This window comes from Aeromonas sp. 160P (genome assembly GCF_055193095.1).
Map to the genome: position 1 here is coordinate 1,523,005 of NZ_JBUXKV010000001.1, position 11,926 is coordinate 1,534,930.

General features: G+C 59.1%; 8 protein-coding genes. 2 read left to right on the forward strand and 6 right to left on the reverse strand.

Annotation, left to right across the window (positions count from 1 at the left end):
• Nucleotides 1–93 precede the first annotated feature (93 nt).
• The 6 genes from ACY8FN_RS07270 to barA all read right to left on the reverse strand — a co-directional run bounded on the left by ACY8FN_RS07270 (nt 94) and on the right by barA (nt 7,898).
• Complete coding sequence (locus tag ACY8FN_RS07270) at nt 94–1,095, reverse strand: FAD-binding oxidoreductase (RefSeq protein WP_463099605.1); 1,002 nt, start codon at nt 1,093–1,095, stop codon at nt 94–96.
• A gap of 111 nt (nt 1,096–1,206) precedes the next feature.
• The gene (hcp, locus tag ACY8FN_RS07275; RefSeq protein ID WP_463099606.1) at nt 1,207–2,856 is read right to left on the reverse strand and encodes a hydroxylamine reductase; all 1,650 of its coding nucleotides are present in this window, start codon (nt 2,854–2,856) and stop codon (nt 1,207–1,209) included.
• A gap of 231 nt (nt 2,857–3,087) precedes the next feature.
• On the reverse strand, nt 3,088–3,555 hold the full coding sequence (locus tag ACY8FN_RS07280; protein ID WP_042023626.1) for a Dps family protein: 468 nt from the start codon (nt 3,553–3,555) through the stop codon (nt 3,088–3,090).
• Nucleotides 3,556–3,701: 146 nt separating this feature from the next.
• The gene (locus ACY8FN_RS07285; RefSeq protein ID WP_463099607.1) at nt 3,702–4,577 is read right to left on the reverse strand and encodes an N-acetylmuramoyl-L-alanine amidase; all 876 of its coding nucleotides are present in this window, start codon (nt 4,575–4,577) and stop codon (nt 3,702–3,704) included.
• Nucleotides 4,578–4,611: 34 nt separating this feature from the next.
• Nucleotides 4,612–5,091: a YehS family protein gene (locus tag ACY8FN_RS07290; RefSeq protein ID WP_042023631.1), complete on the reverse strand. Its 480-nt coding sequence runs from the start codon at nt 5,089–5,091 to the stop codon at nt 4,612–4,614.
• A 95-nt stretch (nt 5,092–5,186) separates the two neighbouring features.
• Nucleotides 5,187–7,898: a two-component sensor histidine kinase BarA gene (gene barA / locus ACY8FN_RS07295; protein ID WP_463099608.1), complete on the reverse strand. Its 2,712-nt coding sequence runs from the start codon at nt 7,896–7,898 to the stop codon at nt 5,187–5,189.
• A 153-nt stretch (nt 7,899–8,051) separates the two neighbouring features.
• Between barA and rlmD the strand changes: the two genes are divergently transcribed.
• Nucleotides 8,052–9,374, forward strand: coding sequence for a 23S rRNA (uracil(1939)-C(5))-methyltransferase RlmD (gene rlmD / locus ACY8FN_RS07300; RefSeq protein WP_463099609.1), 1,323 nt, complete (start codon nt 8,052–8,054; stop codon nt 9,372–9,374).
• 277 nt (nt 9,375–9,651) lie between these two features.
• Nucleotides 9,652–11,865 carry a GTP diphosphokinase gene (relA, locus tag ACY8FN_RS07305; protein WP_101348095.1) on the forward strand — a complete coding sequence of 738 codons (2,214 nt, stop codon included), beginning with the start codon at nt 9,652–9,654 and terminating at the stop codon, nt 11,863–11,865.
• Nucleotides 11,866–11,926 lie beyond the last annotated feature (61 nt).

Consider the following 11,926-nt stretch of genomic DNA (forward strand, 5'->3'; position numbering starts at 1 on the left):
ACTGGGGCAGAGTCTACCCGTCCTGTTTGCTCGGGAAAAGCTTGGGATGCCAATGAAGCCTTCGTTACTCCTCAAGAAAACCTTAGCTACGCCTCAATAATCGAGGCTGATATCCCCTTTCGCGGTGCAGGAGCAGGCCAGAGCAACGCCGCTCGCCAGATCCTGCGGGCTCAATGTCATCAGGCTCTGGCGCTCGATGTCACCTGTGGTGGTACAACGACAGCTGCCGCATACTCCGGCGCGGCAAGCTGCCATCATGGTTTCGCCCGCCGCTTCCAGTGCCGCCAGCAGGGTCTGACCCGGCAGGATTTTCACCTTTTTGCCGCTCTTTTTCAGGGTCAGCCAGAAGTGGTCGCTGGTGGTAGCGGCGGGCTCTACAGGGGGAAGACCGAACGACTCCTGATGCAGCTGCTCCGGCGGCAATCCCATCTCCGCCAGCATGCTGCTGACCGCCGCCATATAGGGGGCGGGGCCGCAGAGATAGACATGGCGCTCGTGCAGGTCAGGGGCCAGTTCGGCCAACATGGCGGGGGTGAGTCGGCCAACCCAGGGGTGATCTGAAGGGGCCTGTTCCAGTACTTTCTCCAGCACTAAAGCGTGGCGTACACCGGCATGGGCCTCGGCCAGGGCCGCCAGTTCGTCTGCGAAGATCACATCTGCTGGCGAACGGGCGCTATGGATAAAGCGGATATCGGCGTCCGGCCGTTTGGCGAGCTCGTCCCGCACTATGGCCCACATGGGGGTGATGCCGGAGCCTGCACTCAAAAATAGCGGGCGTTCACAGGGCAGAGCGGTCAGGTTGAAATCGCCGAACGGGCCATCAACCCGGATCTTGTCTCCCACCTGCAAGGTCTGGTGCAGATGGCGGGAGACCCGTCCCACCTCCTTGATGGTCACTTGCCAGCACGGATCTTGCGGGCTGGAGGAGAGGGTATAGGCGCGGCACTCCGGCTGGCCGTCGATCTCGGTATGCAGGGTGATGCACTGGCCAGCCAGAACGAGCGGGAGGCTGCCTGCAACCGGCGCCAGCTGCCAGCTCACCACATCGTGGGTGTTCTGTTGGCGGCCAATACAGATGAGGGTGAGAGCGGTCATCACAAGGCTCCTTATGTTTGAAACGGTTTGAAAAACGTCTGATGAAAAAGCCGGATCCAGAAAAAAGACGAGCCGGGCGGCTCGCCAAATGCTTACAACATGAGGTGCTGATCAGGCCGCCAGGATCTCGGCCAGATCTGCTTCAGCCGTGGTAGTCCCTTTCAGGCCAAACTGTTCCTCCAGCACCTTGAGCAGAGCCGGGGTGAGGAAGGCAGGGGCGGTCGGGCCGGTACGGATGTCCTTCACCCCGAGGGAGAGCAGGGTGAGCAGAATGACGATGGCTTTTTGCTCGAACCAGGAGAGCACCAGGGTCAGCGGCAGATCGTTGATGCCGCACTCGAACGCCTCGGAGAGCGCCAGTGCCAGCTGAATGGCGGAGTAGGCATCGTTGCACTGGCCCACGTCCAGCAGGCGCGGAATGCCGCCGATATCACCAAAGTCGAGCTTGTTGAACTTGTACTTGCCGCAGCCGAGGGTGAGCAGCAGGCTGTCTTTTGGTGCAGCCTTGGCAAATTCGGTGAAGTAGGCGCGCTCGGCCCTGTCGCCATCACAGCCCCCCACCAGGAAGAAGTGGCTGATCTCCCCGGCTTTCACCTTCTCAATCACTGCTGGGGCTGCCTGCATCAGGGCGTTGCGGGCAAAGCCGATGGTGATGAAGTGTTCGAGTTCGGTGTGCTTGAAGCCTTCCAGCGTAAGTGCTTTCGCCACCACGGCGGAGAAATCATCCCCCTCCAGATGGGTTACGCCCGGCCAGCCGACGATGGAGCGGGTGAAGATGCGATCTGAGTAGTTACCCACATTCGGGTCGATGATGCAGTTGGAGGTCATCACCACGGCGCCCGGGAAGTTGGCAAACTCCTTCTGCTGGTTCTGCCAGGCAGAGCCGTAGTTGCCCACCAGATGGGGGTACTGTTTGAAGAAGGGGTAGGCCAGCGCGGGCAGCATCTCACCGTGGGTGTAGACATGAATGCCGGTGCCAGCGGTCTGCTCCAGAATGAGCTTGAGATCCACCATGTCGTGGCCGGAGACCAGAATGCACTTGCCGGGGATCGGAGTGACCCTGACCTGGGTCGGTTCCGGGTGGCCGAAGGCGCTGGTTTCACCCAGATCCAGCATCTCCATGATCTTGAAGTTGAGCTGACCGATCTCCATGGCGCAACTGAATAGCCGACCCATTTCGTTCGGGTCTGTGCTGAGCCAGCTCATGATGCGGTGGAATTCGGCGGCCACCTCGTCGCTCTGCTGATCCAGCACCCGGGCGTGCTCCATGTAGGCGGCGGCGCCCTTGAGGCCGTAGAGGCAGAGCAGGCGCAGCCCCATGATGTCCTCATTCACCTCGCTCTTGCCCCGATTGGGGGCAGTCGGGGCGGCATGGGCAAGCTGTTCCAGCAGCTCAAAACCGGGCTCGAAGTAGGCGGACTGCGGCAAATCGTTGGCCTGCACCGCCATGGCGGTCAGACGATCGGCCAGCTGCTGGCGATAAGTGAGGGCCTGATTGACGTAGGCCACGATGCGGGCGGAGTCGAAGTTGACGTTGGTGAGGGTGGCGAAGAAGGCCTTGGGCACGAAGGCATCGATCTCGCGGTCGATGATGCCTTGCTCGCGGGCGGCCTGCGCCCAGGCGCTGAGCCCCTGCAGGGTATAGATCAGCACATCCTGCAGATCCGAGGTTTCCGCCGTCTTGCCGCACATACCTTGTGCATAAGCACAGCCGTTGCCAGCCGGGGTACGAATTGTCTGTTCACATTGCACACAAAACATTATGCCTCTCCTAATTGGACATTTCAGTTGTCTGTTTTGTGGCGATTCTATTCCCCTCGCGAAAAACTTAATAGGCATTCAATTTGCCAATTAAGGTTCCCTTGATGCAGATCAAAAACAAAAAAGCCGCCCAAACAGGGCGGCAAGCGGGTGGATAACAGGAGAGACAACGCTGGTTTACAACAAGGGTTTATAACAGTTTCGTGCAACAACACTCATTTTAACAATGGGTTAGGCCAGGTAAGCACGTAGCATCCAGACCAGTTTTTCCTGCTGCTGCACATAGTCGGAGAGGATGGAGGCGGTGCCCTCATCACCGGCTTCGGCGGCCTGGCCCAGAATACGGCGTTGGGCGACCAGCAGTTCGCGGAAGCTCTCCAGCAGCGATTCGACACAGGCGCGGCCATCGTGCAGCCCCTTCTGCTCAGGGATGGCAGAGACTTTCAGGTAGTCGCTGAAGCTGTGCATGGGCACGCTATCCAGTGTCAGGATCCGCTCGGCCAGGGTATCGACTTTGAGCAGCAGGTCGTTGTAAATCTCTTCAAATTTCAGGTGCAGTTCGAAGAACTGGTTGCCACGGATATTCCAGTGGAAGCCGCGCACGTTCATGTAGAGGATCTGGTAGCTGGCCAGCAATTTGTTCAACTCGGCTGCCAGGACTTGTGATTGAGCAGTATCAAGACCAATCGGGCTTTTCATCATTCACCTCCAGATGTGGAAATCGGTTTGAAATTGTCTTTCGGAACGCAGTAAGAGTAACGCCTTGCAAAATAGAGGGACAATTGCTCGTGGCTAACGGTTTGATAGCTAATGGCTATCAAACCGTACGTAGTCGTGCGGGGGGATCAGGAGAAGTATTTTTCGAGCAGCGCCATCAGGATGGCCTGACACTCGCGGTCCGCTTCGCTATCGACTTTGCTGGCTCGAAAGTGGAGCTGAAAGGCGCGCATCACGGCGCGGCTCTGCTCATCCCACTGGCCAGTCTGGGGCAAGCCATAGCCATAGCGGGCCAGCTGCTGCTGCCACATGGCCGCATCCCATTCAGGCAGGGGGCTGGCCAGCAACTCGGCCACCCGATCTTCATCAGGCCAGGCGCCGACCCCGTATTCCAGATAGAGCTGGCGCCAGGGGAAGTGGGGGCCGGGGTCCTGTTTACGCTCGGGGGCGACATCGCTGTGGCCCAGTACCTGAGTGGCCGGGATCTGGTAGCGGGCGACCAGCTCCCGACTGAGGGCGCCGACGGCGGCAATCTGCGCCGGGGTGTAGGGTTGCCAGCGCCGCGCATCGGGGGCCAGCGGCTCATCTTCCGCTGGATAACCGAGGTTGACGATCTCGATGCCAAGGGAGCTGGCATTGAGCCCGGCATATTGGTGCCAGCGGCTTCGCCCTGCATGCCAGGCGCGTTCGCTGTCCGGCACCAGCTGATAGATCGGCAGCGGGGTCTCGCGGTTTTCGCGGGGGATCAGGTAGTGGGCGCTCACCTTGTGCTCCGGCTCTGTCAGCAGGCGCAGGGAGTTGGCATCATCTTCGTCGGTGTAATGGAGGATCAGAAAGGCGATGCGGGCGTTCTGGTTGGCACTTTGATAGCGGGCAGAGAGCTGATACTCGGCCGGCGTGCAGCCACCCAGCAGCAAGAAGAAGAGGGGGAGTAACAAGCGCCAGCGCCATCCCCCTGCTGCAGCCGGTCCGGTGAGCGTGGTAAGAGTGAGTCGCTGGCGCATGTCGAAGGCTCTGCTCGGTCAGCCGCGCTGCTGGTTAGCCGCGGTACTTGGCAGTGAGGCCGATCAGGAAGTTGCGCAGGATCTGATCCCCGCAATCCTGATAGTGCTTGTGATCCTTGGAGCGGAACAGGGCACTGAGCTCGGATTTGGAGAGGCTGAAGTCGGCGAGTTTGAGGGTGCCGAGCATATCCTCTTCTTTGTAGTTGAGACCAATGCGCAGCTTGCGCAGGATCAGGTTGTTGTTGATCCGGTTCGGGATCACCTGGGCGGGGGCATCTGCTCGCACACCACGGCGGGCAATGATGAAGCCATCCAGAAATTGGCTCAGGGCCGCATCGGGGCAGGCAACATAGCCTGCTTCTTGCTCTTCCCCTTCCGCCGCTTCTTTCATCAGCCAGCTGTGCAGATCGGTGTGGGTGACCGGCAAGTTGCCTTTGGCGAACATGTCGACCATCTCATCGTTGCTGATGGTGAGGGCGTAGCGCAGACGGCGCAGAATATCGTTGTTGGTCATGATGACTCCTGTTTAAACGGCGCAACTTTACCATCTGGCGGCCCCCGCGTCAGAAAAAGCGGGGACCGATACAGTTTCAATCAAGCAAATTGGCGTCAGGGAAGATAGCGGGGTGCCTCCTGACGCACCAGTTCCAGCGCATCCTGCAGCTCCAGCAGTTCGGGCTCCAGCTCGCTGACCGGCACGCCGTCACGCAGTTGTTGCTCCAGCTGGGAGAGTAGCCGTTGCAAGCCGGGTACGCCGGAGTAGGCGCAACCACCATTAAGGCGGTGGATCTGGGTCAGCACCTCCTCATCTGCAACTTCACTCGCCAGCGCGGCATCCAGCACTGGCTCGACTTCGTCGAAGTTGGCCAGCAGCATGGTCAGCATCTCTTTGGCAAGATCCTCTTTCCCCGCCGCCTGACGCACCGCCAGTGCCCAGTCGATCTGCTGGGCACCGTCATTCTGATGACGACGATGGGCGAAATCGGTGATCAGCTGGGCCAACATGCTCTCGTCGATGGGCTTGGTCAGATAGTCATCCATCCCCTGGCGGATCAGCCGCTCCCGTTCACCGGGAATGGCGTGGGCGGTCACCGCCACGATCGGGGTGGTGGTGTTGAGGGACTGATTGCGGATCGCCTGGGTGGCGCTGATGCCATCCATGATCGGCATCTGGATATCCATAAAGATGATGTCGAATGGCTGGCTGCGGGCCTGTTTGACCGCCTCTTTGCCGTTTTTGCACACCACCACCTGACTGACCATCTCCTTGAGCATGGCGGCGATCAGCTTGAGGTTGGCGGCGTTGTCATCCACCGCCAGCACCTTGATCGGCTGCAATGGGTGGTGGGCGGGCTGCGCTGGCAGTTTGTGGCGGCTCGCTTCCGGTGAGAGTAGGGCGTGCAGCAGCTTGCGATGGTTGACCGGTTTGGAGAGGCAGTGCTGGGCACCGTGGGCCAGCATAGCTTCATAGAGCGCCGGTTCGTGGCTGCTCAGCAGCACTATGGTGTTCTGCTGCTGCCCGCTCAGGCTGTCGAGCCGCTGGAGCACTTGCTGCGGTATGTGTCGGGTGCTGCTGCCGATCAGCACCATATCCTGCTCGCTCATTTCAGGCCAGGGGGCGTCAATGGCCAAGGGGTGCACATCGAGCTGCCACTCCGCCAGCAGCGCAAGCAGCGAGGCCTGGGCGAAGGCGTCCGGTTCCAGCAGCCAGAGCCGTTTACCCTGAATACGATCCAGCGGCAGCTGGTCGGTTTGAGGCAGCGGTGAGACCTCCACATCCAGACTGAACGAGAAGGTCGAGCCCTGGTCCAGTACCGATTCAAAACGGATCTGGCCACCCATCTGCTGTACCAGCTTCTGGGTGATGACGAGGCCTAGCCCGGTGCCGCCGTAGCGGCGAGAGATGGAGGAGTCGGCCTGGTTAAAAGCCTGGAATAGCTGGCGCTGTTGCTCTGGTGAGATGCCGATGCCGGTATCGCGGATCTGGACGTTGAGTCTCACCTTGTGGTGGCCACTGCCGATCTGTTCGATATGGACATCTACGTTGCCCTGCTCGGTGAACTTGATGGCGTTGCCAGTGAGGTTGGTCAGCACCTGTTGCAGCCGCATGGGGTCACCGGTGAGGGTGTCCGGTACGTTCGCATCCACCCGTAGCGACAGTTCCAGCTGTTTGTCGTGGGCACTGGGGCCGAGCAGATGCATGGTTTCGTTGAGGGTGTCGCGCAGGCTGAATGGAATGTGCTCCAGCTGCAGCTTGCCCGCTTCCAGCTTCGAGAAGTCGAGGATGTCGTTGATTATGCCAAGCAGGTTGCGCGCCGACTTCTCGATGGTCTGCATGTAGTCGGTCTGGCTCGGGGTCAGGCTGGTTTTCAGCAACTGGCGGGTGAAGCCGATGACGCCGTTGAGCGGGGTGCGCAGCTCGTGAGACATGTTGGCCAGAAACTCCGATTTGACCCGTGCCGCCTCCTGCGCCCGTTTCTTGGCCATGTCGAGCTCGACGTTCTGGATCTCGATCTGTTCCAGCGTTTCTCGCAGATCCGAGGTGGCCTGATCGATATTCTGTTGCATCTCTTCGTGATATTCGGAGAGCGCCTTGGCCATGGCGTTGATGCCATTTTTCAGCATATCCAGCTCGCCGGTGAGTTGGCCGCTGACCCGGGTATCGAGCCGTCCCTCCCTGATCTTGTGCACCGCCTGCACCATGTGGGTGATGGGCTGGGTCACGCTCTTGACCAGCCGGAAACCAAACAGGGTGCTGAAGGCGACGCCGATGATCACCATGATGATGGCGAAGAAGGTATCGCGGTACTGCAGCAGCATGGCCCGATCTGTGGTCATCTGCATCGCGATATAACCGATCATCGGTGGCTCGGCATCGCTGGGCAGCGGGAAACCGTCCATGCTGGTTTCGGCCTGGATCGGGGTGCGCAAAATGATGTCGTCCCCCTGCAAGGTGATGCTGGTCAGATCCGGGATCGGCACCCCATCTGGCAATCTGAGGCGGGTGAAATCCCGATGATAGTTCGAGGTGACGAACAGCTGATTGTCCTGGGTGAAGACAGCGATGGACTTGATCAGCGGAGAGTTTTTGCGGTGGGTCAGGCCAATCAGCCGTTTGAGGGACTCGCGGCTGTGCTGGGTCATGCCATATTCACTGGCAATCGCCAGGGGTTCAATGATGTTGATCCCCTGATCGATGAGGTTGTTTTCCAACTGCTGATAGCGGTGGAAGGTAAAGTAACCGGCCATCAGGCCACCGATGATCAGGGTGGGCAAAATGGTAAAGGCGAGAACGCGTGCTCTCAGGCCATATTTGGTCATACGAACAGGTCACCAGTGAGCTGGATTGGCGATAGGGTCGATGGCAATACACGGGCTCTGTGGCCGTATTTGGTCATACTATTATTCTTGTGGGACAATACCCAGCTGCAGATTCCACAATCATGACATAGCCACCTATAGGCACCAAGTTTTATGGCCCAGTTTTTCAAGCCTCAAAAGAAGTCAACCCAGCTCCAACGTATTGAATTTACGATAGACAGTCTGGATCATCATTGCGTCGGTATTGGTCGTCACCAGGGTAAGGCGATCTTCGTTGAAGGGGCGCTGCCCGGCGAGGTCGTCAAGGCTCGCATCACCGAAGACAAGAAACAATATGGCCACGCGGCGTTGCAACAAGTGGTGACGCCAGCGGCCAACCGCATTGCCCCCTTCTGCAGCCACTTCCGCGAGTGCGGCGGTTGCAATGCCCAGCAGATGTCAGTGGCCGATCAGCAGAGTGCCAAGGCGGCGGGACTGGTCAGTCTGTTCGAGCGGTTGGGCAATATTCAGGCCCCGGCACTGGATCCGGTACTGACCGGTGAAGATCGCGCCTACCGCCGGGTCTGTCGACTGGCCATCAAATTTGACAAGAATGGTCGCTGCACCCGGGTCGGTTTTCGCCGTCGCAACAGCAACGATCTGGTTGAAATCGACGGCTGCCCGGTGCTGACTGCACCGCTCTCGGCACTGATCCCGCCGCTGCGTGAGTGCCTCAACCGGCTCAAGAGCCAGCGCGAGCTGGGCCACGCCGAGCTTATCCAGGCCGAGCAGGGGATCTTGATGCTGCTGCGCCATACCGGTCGCCCCAATGAGGCGGATCGCGCCCTGCTGGTGGCGTTTGCCCAAGCTCAGGGGATCGACCTCTACCTGCAGGCGGCGGATGAGCGTATCGAAGCACTACAGCAACAATTTTCTCCATCTTACTCACTGGATGGCCTGTCTCTTGCATTTGTTCCCGGTGATTTCATTCAGGTCAATGGCCCGATCAACCAGAGCATGGTTGAGCAGGCGTTGGCATGGCTCGGCGCGACCAAAGATGACAAGGTGCTCGATCTGTTCTGCGGCATAGGTAACTTCACCTTGCCACTGGCCTATCAGGCCCGGGAAGTGGTCGGTGTCGAAGGTGAGCTGGCCATGGTGCAACGGGCTGAAGAGAACGCCCGCCGCAACGGCATCACCAATGCCCGTTTTTACAAGGCGGACTTGAGCGGTGACATCGTCGGGATGTCCTGGGCGCGGGAAGGGTTTGATCTGGTGCTGCTGGATCCGGCTCGCCCCGGTGCGCTGGAAGTGATGGGACACGTCGTGAAACTTTCCCCCAAGCGGGTGGTCTATGTCTCCTGTAACCCGGTCACCCTGGCCCGTGACAGTCAGGTGCTGGTGAAAGGTGGCTACCGTCTGGTGCGTCTCGGCATGCTCGACATGTTCCCTCACACAGGTCATCTGGAATCCATGGCGCTGTTTGAGCGGATCTAGGAAACGGCTCCCCAGATGCGCCATCGCGGCCATCTGGCGTCTTTGGTTCGGTTGCGCGAGAGCGACAAAAGTCCACCCGGTGTGACAGCTTGGCGCTGTTTGGGCTGTCGTGATTGGGGTAAGCTAGGCACTCGTACATAGGTAGGGTCGGTGGGGCTACTCTATTGTCTTTTTTGACAATATGCCTTGAAAAGCACCCCGAACATCCCCATTTGACGCAGTCTCATGAGGAGAGAAAGCGCTAGCTTTCGGCCCGATAATTTAAAGGATTGATACCATGGTGGCGGTTCGCGATATTCATTTGAAAGATAACTTCACTCTGGAGGAGTGGGTTGGCTCACTCGCACTGAGTGACAGTGACAAAGATCAGCTGCGAACTGTTTACCAGTATTGTCTGACTCTCGGAGACGAAGCCCTTACCAGCCGCCTGCTGGTGCGTGGCGTCGAGATGGCGGGCATCTTGTTGATGCTCAGCATGGATCTCGGCACCCTCAAGGCCGCGATCATCTACCCCTTCGTTGAGGCGGGTCTCATCAGCCAGGAGCGGATGGACGAAGACTTCGGCCCCAAGATCGCCAAGCTGGTGGAAGGGGTGCTGGAGATGGAAGCGATTCGCTCCCTGCAGACCCTCCATCGCAGTGAAACCTCGCCGGAACAGGTCGATAACGTGCGCCGCATGTTGCTCGCCATGGTCGAGGATGTGCGCGCCGTGGTGATCAAACTGGCGGAGCGGATCGCCTGCCTGCGGGAAGCAAAAAAAGCGGATGAAGAGACCCGGGTCTTGATGGCTCAGGAGATCACCAACATCTATGCGCCGCTGGCCAACCGGCTCGGCATCGGCCAGCTCAAGTGGGAGCTGGAAGATCTCGCCTTCCGTTACCTGCATCCGGACACCTACAAGCAGATCGCCAAGCAGCTCGATGAAAAGCGTCTTGATCGGGAGCGTTACATCCGCGAGTTTGTGCAATCGCTGCGGGATGGCCTCAAAGAGGCGGGGGTCGAGGCTGAAGTCAACGGTCGTCCGAAACACATCTACAGCATCTGGCGCAAGATGCAGAAGAAGCACCTCGAATTCAACGAGCTGTTCGACGTGCGTGCGGTGCGGGTAGTCACCAAGCGGCTGCAGGATTGTTATGCGGCGCTCGGCATCGTTCATACCCACTTCCACCATATTCCCCGTGAGTTTGACGACTATGTCGCCAACCCCAAACCCAACGGCTATCAGTCGATCCATACCGTGGTGGTCGGGCCCGAGGGCAAGACCGTCGAGATCCAGATCCGTACCGACCAGATGCATCAGGATGCAGAACTCGGCGTGGCGGCTCACTGGCGCTACAAGGAAGGGGCTCATGCGGTCAACAAGGCCAACAACTTCGAAGACAAGATCGAGTGGCTGCGCAAGCTGCTTGCCTGGCAGGAGGATCTTTCCGAGAGCGGTTCCCTGCTCGAGGATCTGCGCAGTCAGGTGTTCGAAGATCGGGTCTACGTCTTCACCCCGAAAGGGGATGTGATCGACTTGCCAGCAGGTGCGACTCCGCTCGACTTTGCCTATCACGTCCACAGCATGATCGGCCACCGCTGCATTGGTGCCAAAATTGATGGCCGCATCGTGCCGTTCACCTACGCGTTGCAGACCGGCGATCAGGTCGAGGTGATCACCCAGAAGGAGCCGAACCCGAGCCGCGACTGGATGAACCCCAACTCCGGTTTCCTGCGCTCCAGCCGGGCGCGGGCCAAGGTAGCGACCTGGTTCAAAAAGCTGGATCGGGACAAGAACATAGTGGCCGGTCGCGAGCTGTTCGAGAAAGAGCTCGATCGCCACAACCTCAGCATGTCCAAGATCGACAAGGGCAACATGCTGCGCCGCTTCAATCAGGAGAGCACCGACGATCTGCTAGCCGGGATTGGCAGTGGCGATATCCGGATCAATCAGGTGCTCAACTATCTCGACACCTGCTACAACAAGCCGACGGCGGAGGAAGAAGATCGCCGCCTGCTGGAGAAGCTGGAACAGAAGGCCAATGCGCCGCTGCGCCACAAACCCAAAGATCACATAGTGGTGGAAGGGGTCGGCAACCTGATGACCCATATCGCCCGCTGCTGTCAGCCGATCCCGGGAGACTCCATTCAGGGCTTCATCACCATGGGGCGCGGCGTCTCGATCCACCGGGAAGATTGCGAGCAGCTCAAGGAGCTGTCACGGCGCAATCCGGAGCGGCTGATCGATGCGGTGTGGGGGGAGAACTACTCCGGTGGCTACGGCCTTACCATCCGGATCATCTCCAACGATCGCTCCGGCTTGCTGCGTGATATCACCACAGTGCTGGCCAACGAGAAGATCAATGTGATGGGGGTGCGCTCGCGCTCGAATGTGCGTGAGCAGACCGCCGAGATCGACATGGAGCTGGAGATTTACAACATCAACGCCTTCAACCGGGCGTTGGCCAAGTTGAGCCAGCTTAACGATGTGATCAGCGCCAAGCGTCTCTGATTGTCATCAAGCACCAACTCGTGACCGACCGCCAGGTCGGTCACTGTTTTTCTCCATGTGG